The sequence below is a fragment of the Yoonia maritima genome, from assembly GCF_002933395.1.
GTDB lineage: Bacteria > Pseudomonadota > Alphaproteobacteria > Rhodobacterales > Rhodobacteraceae > Yoonia > Yoonia maritima_A.
The window spans coordinates 446,365-467,987 of record NZ_PKFN01000008.1; the positions used below are offsets into that span (position 1 = coordinate 446,365).

Genomic DNA, 21,623 nt, shown 5'->3' on the forward strand with positions numbered 1-21,623 from the left:
ATATCCTGGGGAGGAAAACTAAATGATTTCAAATATGCGCCGCCGCGTTTTCTCGGCACTCGCCATATCGGCCCTAATGTGCGCGCCTGTGGCGACAAAGGCCCAATCCGACCTGCCCGTTATTCGTGCTGCTGTTCTTAAGATTGGGACCGTCAACTGGGAACTCGACACAATCGCGCGCAACGGTTTCGACACGGCAAACGGTTTCACCCTTGATGTCCAACCCTACGCCGACAACGGCGCGACCCGCGTCGCGTTAGAGGGCGGAGAGGCCGACGTCGCGGTTGCCGACTGGATCTGGGTCGCGCGGCAACGCGCTGCTGGTCGTGACTACGTGTTTATTCCGTATTCCAAAGCAGTCGGCGGCCTTGTCCTACCTGCTGAAAGCACCGCCCAGACATTGGCTGATCTTGCAGGTGGCAGCATCGGCATTGCAGGCGGCCCAGTCGACAAAAGCTGGCTGATTTTGCGTGCCTATGCACAGCAAGAATACGGCATGGATCTTGCCGCAGAAACCGAACAAGTCTTTGGCGCGCCACCTTTGATTTTCCGAAGCGGCATTTCCGGCGAAACCGACGGGGCAATCAATTTTTGGCACTTTCTAGCCAAGATGAAATCGGCCGGAATGCGTCAGTTGATATCGGTCGAGGAAGCATCAGTCGCGCTTGGCCTCGATCCAGAGGTTCCACTGCTGGGCTACGTGATGAAAGAAAGCTTCATCGCCGAAAACCCCGGCATTGCTGCCGCGCTATACGGTGCTTCGCGCGATGCAAAAGACCTTCTTGCCAGTGACGATGCCGCATGGAATGCCATCCGCCCGATGATGAACGCGAATAACGATGCCCAGTTCGAGGCACTACGCACCGATTTCCGCGCAGGTATCCCAAAGCCCGGCCCAGTAGACCCATCAAGCGCGGATAAGATGCTGCAGTTGATGGCAGAGCTTGGCGGTGAGCGGCTTGTTGGAGAGGCGACAACATTACCAGATGGTCTGTTTGCCGCGATCCAGTAATGTCCGTTCGCGCATTTTCGCTTTTGGGCCTTTTGGGGTTCTGGTTCTTGGTCGCGTGGATCGCGGCCGACCCTATGGTGCTGCCAATGCCCCAAGAACTGTTCAGCCCACTTTGGGCTGAGCTTAGGTCTGGTGAATTACTATTCCACCTTGGCAGAACCCTGATCCGCGTGATCTGGGCCTTTACACTCTCGATGAGCCTTGGCTTGGCCTTGGGGTTGGTGATGGGCCTATTGCCACGCGTGGATCGTTGGCTGGACCCGTGGCTAGTTGTGTTCTTGAACCTGCCTGCCTTGGTCCTGATTGTGCTGTGCTATCTTTGGATCGGGTTGAACGAAACTGCCGCAATTATCGCTGTAACGTTGAATAAAATCCCAAATGTCACAACGATCATCCGCGAAGGAGCGCGGTCAATTGATCCAAACCTAAAGGCGATGGCGCAGGTGTTCCGCATGCGCAAACAAAGCGTCCTGCAACATGTGATCTTACCGCAGCTTGCCCCGTTCATCGCGGGTGCAGCGCGTTCGGGCATCGCGGTCATCTGGAAGATTGTTCTCGTGGTCGAATTTTTGGGGCGCTCAAACGGTATCGGGTTCCAAATACACCTCTATTTTCAACTGTTCGATGTGCGGTTGGTGCTGGTCTATGCCATGTCATTCATCACAGTCATGCTGCTTGTCGAATGGCTCATCCTACAGCCGTGGGAAAAGCGCGTTCGGCGCTGGAGAACAGCATGATTAGCGTCGATGTAAGGTCCAAATCCTATGGCGATGTTCCCGTTCTGCAGGATATTCAGTTCGACGTGGAACAGGGGCAGACAGTCGCCATCTTGGGGCCTTCAGGCATCGGTAAATCGACCCTATTGCGGCTGATCGCCGGAATTGACCCCAAGTTCGAAGGCACCGTCAGCAGGCCTAAGAACATGGCAATCGTCTTTCAAGAACCAACGCTGCTTTTGTGGCGGTCAGTCTTTGAAAACATCCAATTGATACATCCAGAACTGAGCGAGAGCGCCGTGCGCGAGGCCCTTTCCGAGGTCGGATTGGCCGATAAAGCCGACCTATTCCCAGGCCAGCTATCACTTGGCCAGCAACGTCGGCTATCGCTCGCCCGCGGATTTGCCGGGAACCCGGATTTACTGATCATGGACGAACCATTCGTATCACTGGACGAAAAAACAGCCGATGAAATGCTAACCCTGACGGAACGTCTGATCAGCAAAACCCAACCAGCGACAATATTCGTTACGCACGACACGACAGAGGCAGCCAGATTAGCCACCCAAACCCTGACCCTTCATGGTCAACCAGCAACATTGAAAACGAAGGAGACACTCAAATGAAGATTTTATCCATCCTTGCCGCGCTAACTTTGGCAACACCGGTTGTGGCACATGATTTGGGCTTTGCCGGACTATTGTCCAACACCAATAAAGAAGACCTCGAACCGCTAACCCTTTCCGTTGGGCAGCCTATCGCGGATGCACCGCTGATGCTTAAATCAGGCACCGCCTATGAAATCGAAATAGAAGCAGACGGCACCGGTGAACTAGCGCTTGAAGGCGCTGGGTTCTTTCGCGCGATCTGGATCAATGAGATCGTCATCAACGGGATCGAAATTCGCCCACTGGGTGTCGACAGCATCGAATTCGACGAGGCAGGCACAGTGGAAATCGAATTCATCGCAATTAAACCGGGCCGCTATGAATTGCGCCAACCCGGATCGACAGGCGATGGTCAACGCGTCGAGATTGTGATCCAGTAACCTATGAGCACCCTAAGCGTACAAAATGTGACCTACCGTTATGGCGCAAAAACGGCGTTGGATGACGTCAGTTTTGAGCTAGAAAAAGGCCGCTTTTGTGCGCTGTTGGGGCCGAATGGCGCGGGCAAATCGACGCTATTTTCCCTTTTAACACGCCTATTTGTGGCGAAACAGGGAACCATCAGTGTTGCCGGACATGACCTCGCGCGTGAACCCCGTGCCGCACTGGCGAAGATTGGCGTCGTGTTTCAACAACAGACGCTCGATTTGGATATGTCGGTTGTCCAAAACTTACGGTATTTCGCCGCGTTACAGGGCCTTTCGGGGCGTGCGGCCCAGCGCAACATCGACGCAGCGCTTGATCGTCTGTCGATGCGTGAACGGGCCAAAGAAAAGGCGCGCAGCCTAAACGGCGGTCACCGTCGCCGCATGGAAATCGCCCGCGCCCTGATCCATGAACCAGAGGTGTTGCTGCTGGACGAGGCAACTGTCGGCTTAGACACCGCAACCCGGCAAGCCATCACCCAACATGTGCATGACCTCGCTGATGACGGTTTATTGGTTTTCTGGGCGACCCATCTTGTTGACGAAATTCAAGACAATGATGACGTGGTGGTTCTGCACAAGGGGCGCATCCTTGCCCATGACAATGCCCGTAAAATCGCCAGAGATGGCACCTTGATCGATGCATTCATGCACATGACCGACACCACACCAGAGCCAAGCCTATGAAGCCGTATCTTGTTTCACTACGGGCCATCACCCTGCGCGAGGCGATGCGCTTTGTGAACCAGCGATCACGGTTTTTGGCAGCACTGGTCAGGCCACTTGTGTGGCTGATGGTCTTCGCCGCAGGTTTCCGAGCGGCATTGGGGTTATCGATCATTCCCCCCTACCAAACCTACATCACATACGAGGTCTACATCGTGCCCGGCCTATGCGGCATGATCCAGCTTTTTAACGGGATGCAGTCGTCACTTAGCCTCGTTTACGACCGCGAAATGGGGTCGATGCGGTTACTTCTGACCAGCCCACTTCCACGTTGGTGGCTATTATTCAGCAAACTTATGGCCGGCGTCGCGGTATCCATTTTGCAGGTCTACGCATTCCTTGCGATCGCAGCGATGTTCGGGATCACGCTTCCAGCGATGGGATATGTTTATGTTTTCCCAACTCTCATTCTCAGCGGGCTCATGCTGGGTGCACTCGGGCTATTAATTTCCTCTACCATCCAACAGCTCGAAAATTTTGCAGGCGTCATGAACTTCGTCATCTTCCCGATGTTCTTCATGTCCAGCGCGCTTTATCCGCTTTGGAAAATGGCAGAAAGTTCGCCATTACTACGCGACATCTGCGCCCTGAACCCGTTCACCCATGCGGTCGAACTGATACGCTTTGCGATGTACGAACAGTTCAACGGAACAGCCCTACTTTGGGTCATCTTGGCATTTATCATTTTCCTATGTGGCAGCTTAGTCGGCTATGATCCTGCAGCTGGGTTAAGACGATCGCAGCGATCCTAGTCCCCTGTATTGTATAGGCAAAATTACGGCCAATGGGGCATTATGCTCAACAGCCCTCAATTGCGGATCAATCTGGATATTTATCACACTCAATTCGGCGAAGGTGATCTGATCCGCTGGTGCGGGGCCTGCTTGCCTTGGATCGGTGAAGTGCAAGTGGTCCATATCTCAAGGTTCTGGGATAGGACTAGTTCTAGTTTTTCGGCCAACTCTATGGCACGGCCTATCACTGGATCTGCAATTGTCAACGGAGCAATGGCCCGCCAGTTTACTGCCGGGCCAAACAGAAGATATCTGCTGATCGTTAAGTGTCCTGACCAGCCAAACGGGTCCATACCTCAACGCGTCGATTTAGCTCTCGGCCATTGGGATCGTCATTGCACGCCATGGGCAGTTGTTCTCCAAAGCTAAGCGAGTTGATCCGTATTTGTTCGCGTAGTTGGTTCGGTAATTCACGCTGCAGAATATCCGACACAGCCCGCGCGCGCGTTTGGGCCAGTGCTGTATTCTGACTTGCTTCACCAATGCTATCGGCGAAACCGACAAGCAAAATTTCCTGACCTGTAAATTCTCCCGCCCGAATACGGTTAGCTAGATTGCCGAGGTTAGCGATAGATTCAGTGTCTAGTAGGCTTGAACCAGACTGGAAACGGAATGCGATCGAAAGCCGGTCCGCGCTGCGCAATTCACGCATCATAGTAGAAAACTGTGTCCCATCGAAATCAGGCTCAACGGCGGCAGTATGAACCAACATCATTCCCATGTTTTCGATACCGGTGCGTTCAATGTCACCGTTCGCGAAGCCGGCATGTGCAATTGTGTCCTGCGCGGCAACGCTGGTGGCCCATCGAACGAACTCACGCGCCACTGGGTGAAGGGCATTCGGCCGTGTGTAGGCATAGATCTCTCGTCCCGCTGGGTAGTCGCCGATTTTTACGTCAAAATTGGATGGAGAGGCGATTAGCCCGCAACTACGCGTTAGCGATATAAGTCGTGCGCCCCCAGTGACGACAGCCGATTTAGGGGCGACACCAATCGCCGCGCGATCAAGTTTGATCGCTTCGATCAATTCATCGGTACCGCCAAGCTTGGCGTGCATCGGAGCAGCGTTAGCAAGCGAACCAGGTAGAATATTGCTGTGGAAGTCAATAAGTGTTTCATTCGCGGCTTCAGAGTAGCCATACAGGCGTATCGGCATGTCGCGGCCGCCTAGCTCTTGCCAGTTTGTTATGTCGCCGGCCCAAACACGCTTCAGCATGTCTGGCGAGATATTGCGAACTTGGTTATCTGGGTGAATAGCCACCGTAACTGCGTCAAGCGCAACTAAGGTTTCATGCTGACTCCCTCTGAGATCGCCATACCCCAATTCTTTATAGGCAGTTACTTCATCTTCAGCGATGCGGCGTGGTGTAAATGCGACGTCGAAATTACCATCATCTAGCGCGCGCAGTGAACCTTCGGCCGTCTCCGGGCGCAGCGTCATTTCAGCGACAAGTTTACCACCGTCATCAACCATAAGAGCAACACGCTCTCCTGCGGTTTCCCCCTCCGAGTAAGATAGTGTGGCGCCCTTCATTTTGGCGAAGTCACGGAGTAAACTGGGCAGCAGATTTTCAAGCGCCGCGCCATCGGCGTGAATAGCAAATCGTGGCTCCAGAGCTATTTCCGGGCAACCGTCGCCCACGCAGATCATGTTTTCAGCAGGCACGCGCAATTCGCCAAGTGCGGTTTCAAGAACATATGCGCCGTCTTCAAGCGCGATAAGGCGCCCGTTCAGTTCCATGTCACCAGCTTTTGTAAGTAGCGTTACGATAGGTTTGGCTCCTTTCCTATCTGAAACCAAATCGGCACAGCGCGCCCCGATACATTCGACTTCATCCGCAGCAATAAGAAGCTCGCCTAGCGCAGTTTTGATTTGGTAAATGCCATCCTCGAGAGCAATTTCTGTGCCGATAATCTCGAACTCCCCTTCCGATCTCAAAATAACTTGGTCTTGCGTCTGGGCAATTGCGGGCAGCATACTTGAAATGAGCAGCGCACTGGACATCGCGAGCATCCCTGAGAGCGATAACGTCGAGTTGCTCTGGCAATTTCTAAGGGGTTTCATCTATTTCTCCTTATGGCAGTCTTTGGTCGCGCGTCGAAGCGCGGGCGGTTAGTTCGCTGAGATGAACTCATATAGGCCGACGGCCTCGTTCATGGTCCGCAGTAGCGGTTCTGTTTCTGCGGCTAACCAAATCAAGTCGGCATCACTCAGCACTTCGCCATTAGCGGCACGATCCATCATATCTTTGATGGGGACCCACAGGGTGCGTACCTCTCTAAGCTTGTTCTCAATGTCTGTTGTTGGTGCGGCGATCACGCCTGCAGGTTCAAAGCCAGCTAACAGCGCATTCAATGACAGATCAAACAAATGAACTGTTTCGGAGAGACGTGTTGCATAGATCGAAGGATCCTCAGCCACCCGCATCATGCAGGCTTCTTTTACTGCACGTTGGGACAACATACGCTGTCGGCCCGCAACATCGACCGTAATTGTGACGCCCAGAGGAAGATCCGGAGAAACATCTGCGTAAGATCGCGCAGTTTGGAAAACAGCGATGTTCATAAACTTCAGAACTTGAAGTCCTGAAGCGTCTAGCTCTTCCAGTTCATTTGCATTCACTTTACCATTCGTGATGCTGTCCTCTATAATCACGTGATACAGCAACCAATGTTCGTCTATATTTGAAAGCGCGTTTAAAACGCTCGGCATAGCTTCGGGTTGCAACCCCATGTCTGCGTTACCATGCCTTAATGCATAATCGGACCGTTCAAACAGCTCATAGGCAAGCGCCATTTGATCAAAAGAGCTACCATAGCTTAGCTCTTGCGACATGAGGCAGGCGGCCTTTGCCATACGTTGTGACAGCATCCGCTGACGCCCTGCGATATTGACCTTTCGGGTTGCTTCTTCTGCGGTCACGTTGGTTTCGGCCAGCGTCGGAGTCGCGATTCCTGTACTTGCGGCCACAACTATGGCCGCAGCTTTCAGGATATTGTTCATGGATTAAGCCTCTTCATCGTGTCTAGTGCATTTCGGGGGATTGCCCCTTTAAAAGATCACTCGGTACAACAGCGCATTTCTGCGCATATGCGACCGGTCTCGATACATGACAGGCGCCAGAGCTATGTTTGCCTATCTAGCCTAGCTGCTGAAGTTTGTGCGCACGAGAAAATGGGGGTGACCGACGTAACGCGCGCGTTTTAGGCGAAATTCGAGAGAGGCGACCAGAAAACAAGCAGATCAAAAATTCTTAAATATTTGTTTTTAATGCAAATTTTAACAGCTAGTAAAATTTTTCAGCTCCCACCCCCTGAGTGCGCTTAACTGATGTGCAAGTAATGCGTGTTCGACACCCCTGCTAACCCGAATAGAATATTGGACCTCCGAGACCATCGCTTCCATCATACCAATCGAACGAAACTTGCTCCATTAGACCAAGCGTTGCGGAGCGTGCCGACAAAAGCGGGGTGGCTGTCGGCTAACATCGGCAGGGCAGTCCGAAAAAATACGGCGATTGAGGTCAAGAGATTCCGCACTAACGGCCCCCTAATTACGACGGGGACCGCGCCGACAAGGAGTTCTGCGACAAAAGCTGTTCCGTCAGAAACGCGCCGAGGACTATTGATTTTAGCGATGCGTGGCCGCACTTCATTTACCGGCGAACGAGATTGATTGGGGGCACATCAAAAGCGCAAAATTCGCGCCGATTGATCTTGGCGAAGTTGGGAAAGAACGCCAACGTAAACCGCAAAAGGTTTCAAGAAAACCATGAATTATTCAGGAAAGTAAATGTAAGCTTAGCTTCGACTTGGCAGCTGGATCCGCCGCGCATACAACTTAACAGTGCACTGCAGCCAATCAACAGCTGCCTTCCCGCGAGCATTTGAGAGGGGAGAGCCGATAACAACTACAACGCTTAACAGGGCAATCAATACGACATCTAACATTCGGCTCTCTCTTCTCATTTTGTGGCGTTAACAACATGCCACACTCAACTTTACAGATACATGTTTGCCAGATTTCACCGCTCAGCGAAATATGCGCTTAAGTACAGTGTGTTAGTATTCGTACTAACTACCCTATCCATTAGGGGTAGTTTGGGGGCGGCGTTAAGGTCTTCCTGTTCCTCTGACAAGTTCGCCACTCTTGATTATCGTTCAATATCGAAGAAGCTTAGAGCCTTGGCAGAGAAAAATCCAAAGTTGAAAGAGTGCCCAACCACGCAACTTTGCGAATTCATCGACATCGCAAAACAACCTATAATGATGAGTTAGCACGGTACGGTCACGGTGATGATATACCAGCCAGAAAGGACCGGGGAAATTTATTAACATTCAAAAGAAGGCCAAAACCAATTTCACTTAATGACTTCGATCGCGAACGGTTCACTTATTTTAGCGCGACACCGAAAATGAAAAACACCCGCCATTCAGGATTTACAAACTCTTTCGTGCAATAGTTTTACGTGCGCCACCCTGACCCTATCCGAACGGGTAAGCATGATAGACGAATACTGACAGACTGTACTTAAGGGCATATTTCATAAGCGGGAAAATACGGTAGATGTGTCGCCATAAAGTTGAATGTGACGCATTGCAGCGCCGAAAAAGAGAAGCGAGAGCCGAATGTTAGATGTAGTATTGATTGCCCTGTTAAGTGTTGTCGTTGTTGTCGGCTCTCCTCTCTCCAATGCGCGCGGTCAGGCGGTCGCACAATTGATAGTTAAGAATGCGCGCAATGGCGTCCATGCGCTCTGCCCTAATTACAAAAGCCGCAAGCATTACTAAGGCAATCTATTTACTCGATAAATACCGCACAAAAATTACTATCAAATCTAAAAATACCTCACAAAAATTACTATCAAATCTAAAAATACCTCACGGTAATTTCGAAAATGGTGAATTCAAAGCATCAAACATAGCAACAATAAAACACGGTTTATGTTAAATTCCATATAAACAATACAGCATTCATCAATTACACGCGACCCATTTCGCCACCATAAATCGTTACACATTCATCAACTAAACCATAACGATATAAAAATTCACAAACATTGCTACCCTGGCTGCTGAATCGGCCACCAACGCAGGCTAAGAAACTGATTTTTAGTTTTAATTTTGACAAGGGTTTATTTACCAACAGAAATGCCCTATCGTGCGCTGACTATAATTTATTCATTTCCGCAGGTTTTTTGCATGAACTACGTTTCATATATTGCGTGCACCATTTCCGGACTTATTATTTGCGCAATTAGTTTTATTGGTATTTACAATATACCCGCATCCCCGATCGCCTCATTAACGATACTTCTTGAACCATCAGGGTTTGGCCCGCTTTTTGATGCAAACTATTTCAAAGGCCTTATGGTCATCGGGTTCTGGCTTATATTATTTGTCTGGGCCAGAGCGGCGGCAGGAGCAGCCTTAGCGATGGTTTTGTTCAAAATGATTGTAATCAATGGATGGGTTCCACTTACGATTACTGTCGCTCTTTGCCTCCTTTTAACGTTTGTCGTAACTATGAATGTCAGCCCCGGCACCACCGGACAGGATCAATAAACCACATTTTTTCTATGATGCATCTCTACCTTTCGTTGACCTACGTTTAGCGCTAGCTATTCGCGGGTGACCAGGGAAGGAACTTATTCATGGATATTTGCAATCAAATCGCCGCCATTATCGGGAGCGACCGCGTACTCAAGGGGGCGGATGCTGCCCCCTATGCGACGGATTGGACCGGCCAATATAAGGGTGAACCACTGGCCGTTCTACGGCCCGGCTCTGCCCATGAAATATCCGAGATTATGAAGATTGCAAATACCACGGGAACGCCGGTGGTTCCTGTCTCTGGGCATACGGGGCTAACTGGGGCGACCTTAGCAACTGATGCGCTTGTTCTATCGGTAGATCGCCTAAACCAGATCAACGACATCGACGTTGCGGGCCGCACCGCGACTGTGGGCGCTGGTGTCATTCTATCCAGCTTGCATGACGCAGCTGACGCGCATGACCTTATCTTTCCGCTGACATTTGGTGCACGTGGATCGGCAATGATCGGTGGTGTGCTTTCGACCAATGCAGGTGGATCAAACGTTCTGCGCTATGGCAACACGCGCGATTTGTGCTTGGGGCTGGAAATCGTCATGGCCGATGGGCGCATCATGAATTTGATGAGCGCGCTGCACAAAGACAACTCTGGCCTCAATCTACGCCACCTGATGATCGGCGCCGAAGGGACATTGGGCATCATCACCGCAGCGGTCATGAAGCTAAAGCCAAAGCCACGCGCCTATGCGACCGCCATGATCGCGGTGCCGTCCCTAGATGACGCACTGTCATTGCTACACACCATGCAAGACAGCACTGGTGGCGCAGTCGAGGCGTTCGAATATATGCCGCGCAATTACATCGACCGCCACGTCGGGATTATAGAAGGGGCAAGACCCCCATTTGATGGCAGCTACGACGTAAATATTCTGATTGAAATCGGTGCAACAGCGCAGCGCGACGCGACGCCCGGCTCGGATGGCCAAATTCCTGTGGTTGCGCATCTCGAAGATACACTTGGCGCAATGCTCGAGGATGGTCGTGTTCTTGATGCGGTCATTGCCCAGAATGAATCTCAACGCGCCGAGATGTGGCGTCGTCGTGAAGAAGCCGGTGAAATCCTTGTTAAGGGTGATCCTTTTGTGAACACCGACATTGCCGTGCCATTGGACAAAGTCGCGACATTTGAACGCGAAATCACCCCACGCCTAAAGGCAATCGACCCGAACTGTGTTGAAGTCATCGTTGCCCATTTGGGTGACGGCAACATTCACCACACCACATTCGTTAGCCGCAACGACCCTGATGCGATGAAAGCAATGGTCGAAGCCGTAGAAGATGTCGTGCAAGAATTGGGCGGGTCATTCAGTGCAGAACACGGCGTAGGCATTTCCAAGCTCGACACGATGAGCCGCCGCAAAGACCCCGTCGCGCTTGATGCGATGCGGGCAATAAAGGCTGCACTCGACCCAAAAGGCATCTTGAACCCCGGTAAGGTAATTCCCCCCGCATGATGCAGCTATGGCATGATCGCACACTACGGTTTTTCAGCGCGTGCGCCGTGCTTTTTGGTGTCTTTGCCGCATCGTTTGCCCCCTATGTTTCGTTGCTAGGGATCACCACATTTGGCCTTAGCGACCAAATGTTTGCCCTGCAAATGACCGCTACGTTACTGGTGTCGGTGGCAACTTCTGTGGGGGTTGGCATTTTGACAGATCGGCATCCCTTGCGCCGCGCATTTGCATTGATCGCGATGGGTGCGTCCTGCTTCGCAATGGTAATTGTATGGGCATTTGGAAACACAACTGCATTTCTGTTTGCCCATGTACTGATCTTGCCCTTGGGCGGAACCATATTTGGTCAGGTATTTGCTGTTATGCGGCTGTACATCGCACACTTACCAGCGGCCACGCGCGACAGCCTGACATCCACCATCCGCGCGCTATTCGCGGTGCCCTTCATCGTCGTCCTTCCGCTTTGGGGATGGGCTTTTGATAATGGCTTTCCACTGACCACGCTTTACCCTGTTGTCTTTCTGGTCATGATCGCCATGTCTTTGCTGGTTTATCTTGAATGGCCCGCAGACACGGACGCGCCATGGACAGAAGAAAAATCAACGCTCAGTTTTGTTCAATCTCTCCGAGAAGTGCTCGCTTCAAACATCATGTGGCGGCTGTTTTGGATGGGTGCGATCCACGCTGGGTCAACATTAATGGGGGTCCTTCTTGCACTTGTGTTTAACGAAGCAAATGGGCGCGGCCCGGGCGATGTTGGTCTATTTTTCGGCAGTTTTGTCGCGATCGAGGTCGGTGTCATGTTCGCCGTCGGCCCCCTGCTGCGCTATATCCGGCGGCTGCATGTCATCGCTTTGGGTGCCGTTTTTTATGCGGTCTTCCTTGGGCTACTGCCCGTACTCGCCCCGTTTGCAATGGTCTGGGTTTTGGTCTTGCCTGCCGCAATTGGTGGTGGCCTGCTTTACGGGCTGACGATCACCTACCTACAAGATTTGCTAGGGGCACGCGCGGGCGCAGGCGCGTCATTGGTGACCTTACAACGGCTTGTATCCGAAGGCCTAGCCGCCGTGATCTTTGCGTTTGGCACGTGGCTTGGTGGTTATCACATCGCCGCGTTTATGGGCGCGTTTGTGATTATCGCTGGTGCGGTTAGCCTATTGTGGATCGACCGTCAGAACGCCTAGTGCGAAAAGAAATCTGGCCCAGCCCGAGACAACAATCGCAGTGCCATCGCGTTCCCCATATCGGGGCCAGTTGCGACATGCCCGGTCGCTTCGTCGGCTAGAACACGCGATCCATCTTCGCTTAGAATCTCGCCGCGCAGGCGTAGCTGATCACCATCAAGTTCAGCCAATGCCCCAATCGGTGTTTCACAAGACCCATCAAGACGGCCCAAAAACGCCCGCTCTGCCGCGATCTGCTGACCTGTTGGCCCATCGTGAATGGCGGCAAGCATCGTCTGGGCACGCGCATCGTCTAGCCGCCGTTCGATACCAATCGCGCCTTGCGCAATTGCGGGCAGCATATCGTCAGGTGAAATTGGGGTATAAGGCACGTCATCCATGCCCAAGCGGCGTAAACCCGCGGTCGCAAGGAACGTTGCATCGGCCACGCCATCTGCCAGCTTTTTCAACCGCGTTTGGACATTCCCGCGGAATTCGACGACCTTCAGCTTTGGAAAGCGCGCTGCAAGCTGCGCCCGGCGACGGGTTGAGGACGTACCTACAACAGCCCCGTCAGGCAGGTCAGACAGGCTTTGGTACTTAAGCGAAATAAACGCATCACGGACATCTTCGCGCGGCAAAAACGTATCCATCACAAGCCCACCCGGCTGTGCGACGGGCATGTCTTTGGTTGAATGCACGGCAATATCGATACCGCCATCCAGCAATGCTTCTTCGATTTCGCGGGTGAATAGCCCCTTACCGTCGATCTCGCGCAGAGGCTTATCTTGGATTTGGTCACCAGTGACCTTGATCACGCAGATTTCAAACGCATCCTCGGGAAGATCGAACGCTGCCATCAGGCGGTCGCGCGTTTCATGCGCTTGGGCTAACGCAAGCGGCGAACCACGGGTTCCGATTTTAAAGGTCTGGGCGGGTGTGGGCATTTCAAATGTCATGGTGGTTTGTTAGCGACCGCGATCTAGCTTGACAATAAGCCATGCAATTGGGACCACCAATGTAATATAAAGGACGACCCTATGACGCAGCAAAAAACCATCCTTCGCGCCCTTGCGGGTGAAACTTTGGATACCCCGCCCATTTGGATGATGCGTCAGGCTGGTCGATACCTGCCAGAATACAAAGCGACCCGCGCACAAGCGGGCGACTTTTTGTCGCTATGCTACAATCCTGAACTCGCGGCTGAAGTCACGCTTCAGCCAATTCGTCGCTACGGGTTTGATGCTGCGATCCTATTCGCCGATATCTTGTTGCTGCCCCAAGCATTGGGTGCAGACCTATGGTTCGTGACTGGCGAAGGGCCACGGCTGTCGACCATCACAAGCGCGGACGAGCTGGCCCAGTTGAAACCGGTCGAGGCCATCCACGACACATTGAACCCTGTTTACGAAACCGTCAAAATCCTGTCGCAAGAATTGCCAAAGGAAACGACACTGATCGGCTTTGCCGGTGCGCCATGGACAGTGGCAACCTATATGATCGCAGGCCAAGGCACGCCAGATCAGGGACCAGCCCACGCGCTTAAGGCTGAAAACCGTGCGGTTTTCCAAGGTATCATGCACCGGATTACCGAAGGCACGATCGCCTATCTGTCGAAGCAGATCGAAGCAGGCGCCGAAGTCGTGAAACTATTCGATAGCTGGGCCGGATCGCTGCAAGGCGAAGACTTTACCGAATTCTCAATCAAACCCATGCAGCGGATCACTGCGGCGCTGAAAGAAAAGCACCCCGGCATTCCAGTCATCGCCTTCCCACGCGGTGCAGGCGAAAGATATCCGGGCGTTCACGCTGCAACAGGCGCTGATTGTGTCGCTGTGGATGACGGTATTGATGCCGCGTGGGCTGCAGAACATGTACAGGTTGACGGCTGCGTTCAGGGTAACCTGAAATCATCACATATGGTCACAGGCGGCCAAGACTTAGTGACTGAGACCCGCCGTATCTGCGATGCGTTCAGCAAAGGTCCACATATCTTTAACCTTGGGCATGGGATCACACCAGATGCAAACCCAGACAATGTTCAGCTCATGATTGACACTGTACGCGGTGGCTAAGCCACGGATGCCTCTAACCCTACGCCTTATGTTTCACAGCATTCGCAGCGCATGGGTTGGGCTGATGATCATGGTCGTTGGCTGGATTTGGCTAGTGCCTGCTACCGCTGTCGAACGCTCTGCGCTTTCATCCCCCTTAGGGGTTGAGCGCCCAGAAGGATTGACCTCGATGCGCGTTGCACGCGCGATGGTTCATTTTGCACCAGAACGCGCCGCGCGGATGCTAAGCAATTCAAGCAACGGTGAAATTTCTCCCGAACTTGCCGGTATGATGCTCCGCCAAATTGCGAAAGGCACACAGCCTGCCGCAACGCCGACTGAAACCAACACGCGGCCGACCGGCGGCGCAAAATTTGTTACGGTTGACTAAGCGTCGTTGACCATCCGAACCACAGCGCAACCCCGACCAACGCCAACGCCAAACTGCGCCGGATAATCCGGCTGCGTTTTTCGTCCTCAAGCAACATCTGCGCTGCCCCCGCCAAGGTGACAATACCCGCATGGATCAAGGTCGCGACCAATACGAATACGACTGATAGCGCCAATGTTTGTGACATCAGCGGCGCATCAGGGCTTACAAAACTGGGTAAAATAGCAACATAGAACACTGCAGCTTTGGGGTTTAGCAAGTTGGTGATCAAACCGCGCCGAAAATAAATGCGGCCAGCGGTACCGCTTGCGACGTCTTGCACAGGTTCGGACGCATCACGCCAACTGTCCCACGCAAGCCATAGCATGTAAGCCACACCACCAAAGCGTAACACCTGAAACAAAGTTGGGGATGCGCTGATAATCGCAGCAAGGCCAAGCGCCGCCGCGATACCAACAATCATCAACCCAATCGCGACACCAGCCACGGCAGCAAACCCGAGTTTGCGCCCCTGACTGGCAGCGACCACAGCCAAATATACCATGTTGGGACCGGGAGTAAGTTCGATCAGCATCGCGGTGCCGGCGAAAGCCAGCAATGTAATAGGGTCGATGCCTGCTAAGCCCATTTCGCCATGGGCGGCAGGCTCATCAGGACTGCGTTTGCATCATGCCCGGTCGCCAGACCAAATTTGGTCCCACGATCGTAGACAAGGTTATATTCAGCATAAAGTCCACGGTGGACCAGCTGCGCATCCTTGTCTGCCGCGGTCCACGCGGCCTCGCGGCGCTTATCAACAAGAGGCACATAAGCAGGCAAGAATGCCCGCCCGATGTCTTGTGTTAAGGCAAAATCGGCATCCCAATCACCGGTACAGCGATCATCCATAAAGATGCCCCCGACCCCACGTGCGCGATTACGGTGTGGGATATAAAAGTATTCATCGGCCCATGATTTTAGCTTGGGGTAAAGATCCTCGCCATGCGGATCGAGATGTGTCTTCTGTACCGCATGAAAATGGGCCGTATCGTCATCGTATTCGATACATGGGTTCAAATCAGAACCGCCACCGAACCACCATGCGTGGGGGGTCCAGAACATGCGGGTGTTCATGTGCACGGCAGGAGCATGTGGGTTCTGCATATGCGCAACCAAGGAAATACCTGACGCCCAAAAACGCGGATCTTGATCCATACCGGGAACCCCGCGTGCGGCCATTGATTTTTGTGCCGCCTCGCCCAACTGGCCAAAGACCGTAGACACGTTCACGCCAACTTTTTCAAAAACGCGACCGCCGCGCATGACCGACATCAGCCCGCCACCAGCATCTGTACCGTCATCAGATGCACGTTTGGTTTCGGTGACTTCAAATCGGCCGACAGGGCTGTCACTGTTTTGACGATCTTCCAATCCCTCGAATGCGGCGACAATCTCATCACGTAACGTGCGAAACCAAGCCGATGCTTTGCTCTTTTCTGCTTCAAACCCGTTTGACATGCCCGCTCCTTCGCGCTGTGATATTGAATAACAGTCTATCTTAGCTTCTTTGCAGGATATCAATCAGCTAACGATGATCTAGATCAACACTCGGAGAATACCATGCGCCCTGCCCTCATCATACTACCGCTTCTTGCGCTCACGGCCTGCGCAACGCCACGCGAACAATGCATTAGCGATGCAAACCGTGATGTTTACGTACTTCGCAACCTCATCAGCGAAGCACGCGGCAATTTAGCGCGCGGCTATGCATTGGCCGAAAGCACCGATGTCCGAACGCTGACAAAAACATGCAGAGGCCGCAATAAAGACGACGAAACGTTCACTTATCCGTGTAACGAGACAGAGACGTTTACGACAACACGTCCGGTCTCAATTGATCTGAACGCTGAACAGACAAAGCTGAACCAGCTAGAGCGCCGATTGACCCAAGCCGAAACAAATTCTGACCGGATGGTCGCGCAATGTATCGCGATCCATCCTGAATAATTAGTGACAAGAAACGGCGGCTGGGTCCAACAAGGTCCGGCCACCGTCAACCGTGATGATCTGGCCGGTCACAAAGCTGGACGCATCAGACGACAGGTATTGCACGGCATCTGATACCTCGCCCGGGCTTGCGATACGGTGCAATGGTGTATTGTCCACGATGGCCTCGCGGTCTTCATCACATCCCTTGAGCGACCCTTTCAGGCTCGCGCTCATGACGCTTCCGAATGCGACGGCGTTCACGCGAATACCATTAGGCGCCAGAGCAACAGCCATTGACCTTGTCATCTGTTCTAACGCCGCCGAACTAACCGAATAGGCCAACAATTCAGGGTGGGTACGCCGCGCCGCAATTGAACTGATGTTCACGATTGAACCAACATGCCCGCTCGCCTCATCGCCAGCTTGTTTAATCATCTTGCGCGCAACTGCTTGGCTAACGCGCAACGCTGTCATTGTGTTCTGCTGCAACAGTTCTTCGACACTATTATCATCGGGATCAAGCGGGTCTGTCTTTAGAACCTGCCGCGATGCATTCACCAAAATATCGACACGTTCGAACGCTTCAATCGTAGTGGACAGCAAATTAGCGATTGTCAGCTTCTTACGCAGGTCACCAGAAAAGATGCGCACGTTTTCTTCTTTGTTCGCCGCATCACCCATTTCGTGACACAGCGTCTTTTCGTCCATGTCAGCGAACACAACATTCGCGCCCTCTTGGACAAAGTGACGCCCAATCGCAAGACCAACACCGTTGGCGGCGCCCGTGACAATGGCTGTCTTGCCAGAGATAGAAAAGGACATCGCGTTACTCCTTAGCCATGCTAGCGCAGTGGCCGATTTGCGTGAAATACTTTGAACGCACCATTCCCGCCAATCATGTCTACATTACGAAAACACTCAGACAAGGTTGTTTCATAAGGAAGATGGCGGTTCGCAACCATCCATAGTTTGCCATGCGGGGCAAGCAGACGGGCGGCGGATTGGATAAAGGCACGACCAAGCGACGGATCAGTGGCCCGGCCTGTATGAAATGGGGGGTTCATAACGATACCGTCATAGGCAGCGTCAGGGTGAAATTGCGTCGCGTCCCCCCAATGAAAGGTCACGCGCGGATCAGTAACGTTCATCTTTGCACAAGCAACTGACAGGGCCTCGGCCTCGATCATATCAAGTGATTGCACACCGGCACGTTCAAGGACCGGCGCTGCAAGATATCCCCACCCAGCGCCAAGATCGGCCATCCGCGCAGGCAATTTTGCTGGTAGCGCAGCCGCAAGCAACGCAGATCCAACATCGATAGCCCCATCTGAGAACACGCCAGCCGTGGTGAAATACCCGTGCTCGCCCTTTTCAGGTGGCGGTGTAGTCCAATCGGCGAAAGCATCTGTCGCAGCAAACCAAAAGATACGCCCGTGCCCTTTGGTGATCGACGGCAACGCGCCTAGACGTTTGCGGCATTCTTTGAATACACTATCAACCCCGTCTGTTTTTTGGCCATCAACGACAACTAGATCCGCACTTTCGCAGGCCTGCGCCACCATCGCGCGCGCCAGAGCCTTAGCCCGGGGAACGACAATAATCGCGACGGAAACCTTGTTCAAAGCCCGCGAAACAGGGTAACCTGCATTCTCCCACGCGGCATAGTCTGGGTAAAAACCATGCACAATCTGTAGCGCGTCGCGTTCAAGCCCGGCAACATCATAGGTGGCTGACGGACGCATGATTGCGATATTACCTTCAGGCAATACCAAAAGGCCGTCATCAAGAGCGGTGCTTAAACGAGACTGTGACATGTTATTTCGAATAACGGCCGGGCGTTATTCTTTCTCCATCGTGCATTGCAAAGGGTGTTGGTGACGCTGGGCGAAATCCATCACCTGCGCAACCTTCGTTTCCGCGATCTCATGGCTAAAGACACCAACGACTGCAACACCCTTCTTATGAACTGTCAACATGATCTCAAACGCTTGGGCATGGGACAGACCGAAAAACCGTTCCAACACCATGACAACAAATTCCATCGGCGTGAAATCATCGTTAAGGATCATAACTTTGTACATTGGCGGACGTTTGGTCTTTGGCTTTGTCTCAAGCACAACACCGACGTCGCCATCATCGCCATCGTCTTGTTTATTTGCCATCATATAAAAGTCAGCCAACATCGCATCGCCCTGTTTGGTGAACATCATATATAGGATACCATTCGGATGTGAAAACCCCCTCGTTCGAAATGCAAATCAGCCATTTAGGGGTGAACCCAAGCAACGGCACAACATGTGCTAAATACTGCATTATGATCACCAGAAAAGTCTTTGAATTTAGGGTATTTTCTGAAAAGTCATCTTATGTTAGCGTCCTTTTATAAAAATAAGGTCACCGAAAAAATTCGGGACCAGAGGCAGTAAATATAAGAGGCAAACGACGTGGCAAGTCGTCCGGGACAATTGGCCCTAAAGGGGCTGTATCTATTCGCATTCTTAATCGTAACTTTGATTGCGCCCATCAACGCATCTGCTGCCCCCTATGCAGCGATGGTGATGGACGCACGCACAGGAGAAGTTTTGCATTCCCGCAATGCTGACACCCGATTGCATCCAGCATCACTGACCAAAATGATGACGTTGTACATCGCATTTCAGGCGATTGAACGTGGTGAAATCACGCTAGATACCGAAGTGCGAATTAGCCGGAACGCTGCATCAGAGCCACCTTCCAAGCTGGGTGTACGTTCAGGTCAGACCATTCGCCTGCGCTATTTGCTACGTGCCGCAGCGGTGAAATCCGCCAACGATGCCGCCACCGCTATTGGCGAAGCCATCGCCGGATCCGAAGAAGCGTTTGCCACACGCATGAACCGGACCGCGCGCGCAATGGGTATGCGCAACACAACCTTTGTAAACGCACACGGCCTGACCCAGTCAGGCCACATGTCTACTGCACGCGATATGTCGGTACTGGGACGTCACGTGATCTATGACTTTCCGCAATATTATAACCTGTTTTCACGCCGTACAGCAGATGCCGGGATTGCAACTGTTCGCCACACAAACCGCCGCTGGTTGGACAGCTACGATGGCGGGGACGGAATCAAAACCGGCTATACCCGTGCAGCTGGCTTTAATCTTGTTGCATCGGCGCAGCGCGGCCAAGAACGGATTATCGTGACCGTGTTTGGTGGATCATCAACGACAGCACGTAACGCACGCGTCACTGAACTCATGGATATGGGCTTTAACCGCGCGCCATCACGGGCCACAATCCGCCGACCAAACCCACCTGCGGCAATGCTGACAAGCGCCCCCGCGACGCAGGGCCGATCGACCACCCGTCAGTCCGGTCTTGTTAGCCGCAGCTTGCGCCCAGTTGCACGCCCAGCGCCAACTGCACCAGTCGCCGAAATTCTTGTCGCTGCAGCCGAAACCGCCGTAGTCGATGAAGTCCTAAACGACGCTATTAACGCCGCATTGGCCGAAGCGATGGCTGAGACTGCATCGGAGCCAGAAACGACTATCGTCGCCGAAGCAGCACCTCAAGCAGTCGCGACACCAGCATCAACAGTTGCCTCACTGATCGCAACCGACAAACCTGTACTAACGCCCCACCTTCGCCCAGTAAGCCTGCAAACGACAACTGTTGCGGCCGTCGAAGCACCTGCTGCGGCTGCCCCCGTAGCCGTGGTAGCGGATGCCGGACCAGAGGTGGTGACACGTATCTCAACCTCCGGCGGTCGCCACTGGGGCGTAAATGTTGGGCGCTACAACAGTCGTTATGACGCCGAACGGGTCCTGCTACGCGTCGCCTTGAACGAGATGAGCACATTAGACGGTGCACTCCGCCGGGTCGTGCAGCGCTCTGGCGGGTTTGACGCAAACTTTATGGGGTTAAGCCGCGAAGGCGCCGATCTAGCCTGCCGCCGGCTACAAGCACGCGGCACGACCTGTTTTATGATTGGGTCTGAGAGTTAACGTCAAAGTCATCTTCCACACGTGTTGACATGTGTGGAAGACTTTAAGGTAGCTTAGAGCCCATTTTCTGGATTTCTGAGACAGCAAGCATGTCGGTAATTTCCGGTTTCAATCGTCGCGTCCAGCTTCGTCCGGATTATCGCAGAACAGTGCAACCTTATTTCTGTGAGGGTCGCGAAGATAGCCAACGTAAAAGTGGGAGCCATATGAAGCGCGGAAACCCGGCTGACCCTCGTCAGATCCACCAGCAGCAAGCGCGGCCGCGTGAAGTTCACGAACTTGGATCTGACTGCTTGCCTCGAATGCCACCATAGAACCATTCCCAGACGATATAAGACCACCGTCGAAAGGAGGTTTTACATAGAAACCGGGAGAAGTCGGTTTTTGACCTGGCTGCGCCGGTGGAACGTAACTCAAGTCTCCATGGTAAGTTTCGAGGCCATAGCCGAGGGCGGGCAAGAAGGCAGAGTAAAATCGTTCCGCGCTTACCATGTCATCTGCGCCGACCGTGACATAGGCAATCATCAAACTTACTCCCCAATGCAAAACTTGGTCCGGTAATTGGTAAAAGGCCAAGGCTGCCTAACTGTCACCCGCCCTCAAAGTCGACCTTCGCGCCACCGTGTCGAACGGCAGCAAAGTCCTGCACTCCA

Annotated in this window: 23 protein-coding genes; 14 read left to right on the forward strand and 9 right to left on the reverse strand. The window is 52.9% G+C overall.

Annotated features, from left to right (window positions below; genetic code table 11):
- Positions 1–22: 22 nt before the first annotated feature.
- The 6 genes from CYQ09_RS08725 to CYQ09_RS08750 are packed head-to-tail and all read left to right on the forward strand — an operon-like array spanning position 23 to position 4,299.
- A complete protein-coding gene (locus CYQ09_RS08725; RefSeq protein ID WP_430383338.1) occupies positions 23–1,012 on the forward strand; it encodes an ABC transporter substrate-binding protein in 990 nt (329 codons plus the stop codon).
- Positions 1,012–1,749, forward strand: a complete 738-nt coding sequence (locus tag CYQ09_RS08730; protein ID WP_106745011.1) for an ABC transporter permease — start codon at positions 1,012–1,014, stop codon at positions 1,747–1,749. Before CYQ09_RS08725 ends, CYQ09_RS08730 begins: the two co-directional genes overlap by 1 nt.
- Positions 1,746–2,354 carry an ABC transporter ATP-binding protein gene (locus CYQ09_RS08735; protein ID WP_106745012.1) on the forward strand — a complete coding sequence of 203 codons (609 nt, stop codon included), beginning with the start codon at positions 1,746–1,748 and terminating at the stop codon, positions 2,352–2,354. The genes CYQ09_RS08730 and CYQ09_RS08735 overlap by 4 nt, the downstream gene beginning before the upstream one ends.
- The gene (locus CYQ09_RS08740; RefSeq protein ID WP_106745013.1) at positions 2,351–2,776 is read left to right on the forward strand and encodes a hypothetical protein; all 426 of its coding nucleotides are present in this window, start codon (positions 2,351–2,353) and stop codon (positions 2,774–2,776) included. The genes CYQ09_RS08735 and CYQ09_RS08740 overlap by 4 nt, the downstream gene beginning before the upstream one ends.
- A gap of 3 nt (positions 2,777–2,779) precedes the next feature.
- A complete protein-coding gene (locus CYQ09_RS08745; protein ID WP_106745014.1) occupies positions 2,780–3,508 on the forward strand; it encodes an ABC transporter ATP-binding protein in 729 nt (242 codons plus the stop codon).
- Positions 3,505–4,299 (forward strand): ABC transporter permease, encoded by a 795-nt coding sequence (locus CYQ09_RS08750; RefSeq protein WP_106745015.1) that lies wholly within the window; start codon positions 3,505–3,507, stop codon positions 4,297–4,299. The genes CYQ09_RS08745 and CYQ09_RS08750 overlap by 4 nt, the downstream gene beginning before the upstream one ends.
- 304 nt (positions 4,300–4,603) lie before the next feature.
- On the opposite strand, the gene CYQ09_RS08760 is transcribed toward CYQ09_RS08750, so the two are convergent.
- Both CYQ09_RS08760 and CYQ09_RS08765 read right to left on the reverse strand, forming a co-directional pair.
- Positions 4,604–6,406 (reverse strand): phosphate ABC transporter substrate-binding/OmpA family protein, encoded by a 1,803-nt coding sequence (locus CYQ09_RS08760; protein ID WP_106745016.1) that lies wholly within the window; start codon positions 6,404–6,406, stop codon positions 4,604–4,606.
- Positions 6,407–6,454: 48 nt separating this feature from the next.
- Positions 6,455–7,345 (reverse strand): type IV pili methyl-accepting chemotaxis transducer N-terminal domain-containing protein, encoded by an 891-nt coding sequence (locus CYQ09_RS08765; RefSeq protein WP_106745017.1) that lies wholly within the window; start codon positions 7,343–7,345, stop codon positions 6,455–6,457.
- Between the two features lie 1,625 nt (positions 7,346–8,970).
- Between CYQ09_RS08765 and CYQ09_RS18300 the strand changes: the two genes are divergently transcribed.
- From CYQ09_RS18300 to CYQ09_RS08780, 4 genes are all read left to right on the forward strand, one after another.
- A complete protein-coding gene (locus tag CYQ09_RS18300; protein ID WP_162617613.1) occupies positions 8,971–9,132 on the forward strand; it encodes a hypothetical protein in 162 nt (53 codons plus the stop codon).
- A 411-nt stretch (positions 9,133–9,543) separates the two neighbouring features.
- On the forward strand, positions 9,544–9,906 hold the full coding sequence (locus CYQ09_RS08770) for a hypothetical protein (protein WP_162617614.1): 363 nt from the start codon (positions 9,544–9,546) through the stop codon (positions 9,904–9,906).
- Between the two features lie 89 nt (positions 9,907–9,995).
- Positions 9,996–11,408 (forward strand): FAD-binding oxidoreductase, encoded by a 1,413-nt coding sequence (locus tag CYQ09_RS08775; RefSeq protein WP_106745019.1) that lies wholly within the window; start codon positions 9,996–9,998, stop codon positions 11,406–11,408.
- Positions 11,405–12,592, forward strand: coding sequence for an MFS transporter (locus CYQ09_RS08780; protein WP_106745020.1), 1,188 nt, complete (start codon positions 11,405–11,407; stop codon positions 12,590–12,592). The genes CYQ09_RS08775 and CYQ09_RS08780 overlap by 4 nt, the downstream gene beginning before the upstream one ends.
- Here the strand turns inward: CYQ09_RS08780 and hemC are convergent.
- Entirely contained in the window at positions 12,589–13,530 is a 942-nt protein-coding gene (gene hemC / locus CYQ09_RS08785; RefSeq protein WP_106745021.1) for a hydroxymethylbilane synthase, read from the reverse strand. The two genes, CYQ09_RS08780 and hemC, sit on opposite strands and share 4 nt — an antisense overlap.
- An 81-nt stretch (positions 13,531–13,611) precedes the next feature.
- On the opposite strand from hemC, the gene hemE reads away from it, so the two are divergent.
- Positions 13,612–14,646, forward strand: coding sequence for a uroporphyrinogen decarboxylase (gene hemE / locus CYQ09_RS08790; RefSeq protein WP_106745022.1), 1,035 nt, complete (start codon positions 13,612–13,614; stop codon positions 14,644–14,646).
- A gap of 64 nt (positions 14,647–14,710) precedes the next feature.
- Positions 14,711–15,016, forward strand: coding sequence for a hypothetical protein (locus CYQ09_RS08795; protein ID WP_162617615.1), 306 nt, complete (start codon positions 14,711–14,713; stop codon positions 15,014–15,016).
- Here the strand turns inward: CYQ09_RS08795 and CYQ09_RS08800 are convergent.
- Together CYQ09_RS08800 and hemF are read right to left on the reverse strand one after the other, a co-directional pair.
- Positions 15,003–15,644 carry a LysE family translocator gene (locus CYQ09_RS08800; protein ID WP_106745024.1) on the reverse strand — a complete coding sequence of 214 codons (642 nt, stop codon included), beginning with the start codon at positions 15,642–15,644 and terminating at the stop codon, positions 15,003–15,005. The two genes, CYQ09_RS08795 and CYQ09_RS08800, sit on opposite strands and share 14 nt — an antisense overlap.
- Positions 15,635–16,513 (reverse strand): oxygen-dependent coproporphyrinogen oxidase, encoded by an 879-nt coding sequence (hemF, locus tag CYQ09_RS08805; RefSeq protein WP_106745025.1) that lies wholly within the window; start codon positions 16,511–16,513, stop codon positions 15,635–15,637. Before hemF ends, CYQ09_RS08800 begins: the two co-directional genes overlap by 10 nt.
- A 102-nt stretch (positions 16,514–16,615) precedes the next feature.
- Here hemF and CYQ09_RS08810 point away from each other — a divergent pair, with 102 nt between their 5' ends.
- The gene (locus tag CYQ09_RS08810; RefSeq protein WP_106745026.1) at positions 16,616–17,002 is read left to right on the forward strand and encodes a hypothetical protein; all 387 of its coding nucleotides are present in this window, start codon (positions 16,616–16,618) and stop codon (positions 17,000–17,002) included.
- Here CYQ09_RS08810 and CYQ09_RS08815 read toward each other — a convergent pair whose 3' ends face one another.
- The 3 genes from CYQ09_RS08815 to clpS are packed head-to-tail and all read right to left on the reverse strand — an operon-like array spanning position 17,003 to position 19,167.
- Positions 17,003–17,806 (reverse strand): SDR family NAD(P)-dependent oxidoreductase, encoded by an 804-nt coding sequence (locus CYQ09_RS08815; protein ID WP_106745027.1) that lies wholly within the window; start codon positions 17,804–17,806, stop codon positions 17,003–17,005.
- A 20-nt stretch (positions 17,807–17,826) separates the two neighbouring features.
- On the reverse strand, positions 17,827–18,798 hold the full coding sequence (locus CYQ09_RS08820) for a class I SAM-dependent methyltransferase (protein ID WP_106745028.1): 972 nt from the start codon (positions 18,796–18,798) through the stop codon (positions 17,827–17,829).
- A gap of 24 nt (positions 18,799–18,822) precedes the next feature.
- Positions 18,823–19,167, reverse strand: coding sequence for an ATP-dependent Clp protease adapter ClpS (gene clpS / locus CYQ09_RS08825; protein ID WP_106745470.1), 345 nt, complete (start codon positions 19,165–19,167; stop codon positions 18,823–18,825).
- Between the two features lie 261 nt (positions 19,168–19,428).
- Here clpS and CYQ09_RS08830 point away from each other — a divergent pair, with 261 nt between their 5' ends.
- Entirely contained in the window at positions 19,429–20,970 is a 1,542-nt protein-coding gene (locus tag CYQ09_RS08830) for a D-alanyl-D-alanine carboxypeptidase family protein (RefSeq protein WP_106745029.1), read from the forward strand.
- Between the two features lie 108 nt (positions 20,971–21,078).
- Here CYQ09_RS08830 and CYQ09_RS08835 read toward each other — a convergent pair whose 3' ends face one another.
- Positions 21,079–21,495: a VOC family protein gene (locus CYQ09_RS08835; RefSeq protein WP_106745030.1), complete on the reverse strand. Its 417-nt coding sequence runs from the start codon at positions 21,493–21,495 to the stop codon at positions 21,079–21,081.
- Positions 21,496–21,623 lie beyond the last annotated feature (128 nt).

Bases quoted from the DNA above. Each gene is read 5' to 3' on its own strand.
- CYQ09_RS08725 (WP_430383338.1), top strand. From the start codon at position 23: ATGATTTCAAATATGCGCCGCCGCGTTTTCTCGGCACTCGCCATATCG.
- CYQ09_RS08730 (WP_106745011.1), top strand. From the start codon at position 1,012: ATGTCCGTTCGCGCATTTTCGCTTTTGGGCCTTTTGGGGTTCTGGTTC.
- CYQ09_RS08735 (WP_106745012.1), top strand. From the start codon at position 1,746: ATGATTAGCGTCGATGTAAGGTCCAAATCCTATGGCGATGTTCCCGTT.
- CYQ09_RS08740 (WP_106745013.1), top strand. From the start codon at position 2,351: ATGAAGATTTTATCCATCCTTGCCGCGCTAACTTTGGCAACACCGGTT.
- CYQ09_RS08745 (WP_106745014.1), top strand. From the start codon at position 2,780: ATGAGCACCCTAAGCGTACAAAATGTGACCTACCGTTATGGCGCAAAA.
- CYQ09_RS08750 (WP_106745015.1), top strand. From the start codon at position 3,505: ATGAAGCCGTATCTTGTTTCACTACGGGCCATCACCCTGCGCGAGGCG.
- CYQ09_RS08760 (WP_106745016.1), bottom strand. From the start codon at position 6,406: ATGAAACCCCTTAGAAATTGCCAGAGCAACTCGACGTTATCGCTCTCA.
- CYQ09_RS08765 (WP_106745017.1), bottom strand. From the start codon at position 7,345: ATGAACAATATCCTGAAAGCTGCGGCCATAGTTGTGGCCGCAAGTACA.
- CYQ09_RS18300 (WP_162617613.1), top strand. From the start codon at position 8,971: ATGTTAGATGTAGTATTGATTGCCCTGTTAAGTGTTGTCGTTGTTGTC.
- CYQ09_RS08770 (WP_162617614.1), top strand. From the start codon at position 9,544: ATGAACTACGTTTCATATATTGCGTGCACCATTTCCGGACTTATTATT.
- CYQ09_RS08775 (WP_106745019.1), top strand. From the start codon at position 9,996: ATGGATATTTGCAATCAAATCGCCGCCATTATCGGGAGCGACCGCGTA.
- CYQ09_RS08780 (WP_106745020.1), top strand. From the start codon at position 11,405: ATGATGCAGCTATGGCATGATCGCACACTACGGTTTTTCAGCGCGTGC.
- hemC (WP_106745021.1), bottom strand. From the start codon at position 13,530: ATGACATTTGAAATGCCCACACCCGCCCAGACCTTTAAAATCGGAACC.
- hemE (WP_106745022.1), top strand. From the start codon at position 13,612: ATGACGCAGCAAAAAACCATCCTTCGCGCCCTTGCGGGTGAAACTTTG.
- CYQ09_RS08795 (WP_162617615.1), top strand. From the start codon at position 14,711: ATGATCATGGTCGTTGGCTGGATTTGGCTAGTGCCTGCTACCGCTGTC.
- CYQ09_RS08800 (WP_106745024.1), bottom strand. From the start codon at position 15,644: ATGGGCTTAGCAGGCATCGACCCTATTACATTGCTGGCTTTCGCCGGC.
- hemF (WP_106745025.1), bottom strand. From the start codon at position 16,513: ATGTCAAACGGGTTTGAAGCAGAAAAGAGCAAAGCATCGGCTTGGTTT.
- CYQ09_RS08810 (WP_106745026.1), top strand. From the start codon at position 16,616: ATGCGCCCTGCCCTCATCATACTACCGCTTCTTGCGCTCACGGCCTGC.
- CYQ09_RS08815 (WP_106745027.1), bottom strand. From the start codon at position 17,806: ATGTCCTTTTCTATCTCTGGCAAGACAGCCATTGTCACGGGCGCCGCC.
- CYQ09_RS08820 (WP_106745028.1), bottom strand. From the start codon at position 18,798: ATGTCACAGTCTCGTTTAAGCACCGCTCTTGATGACGGCCTTTTGGTA.
- clpS (WP_106745470.1), bottom strand. From the start codon at position 19,167: ATGTTGGCTGACTTTTATATGATGGCAAATAAACAAGACGATGGCGAT.
- CYQ09_RS08835 (WP_106745030.1), bottom strand. From the start codon at position 21,495: ATGATTGCCTATGTCACGGTCGGCGCAGATGACATGGTAAGCGCGGAA.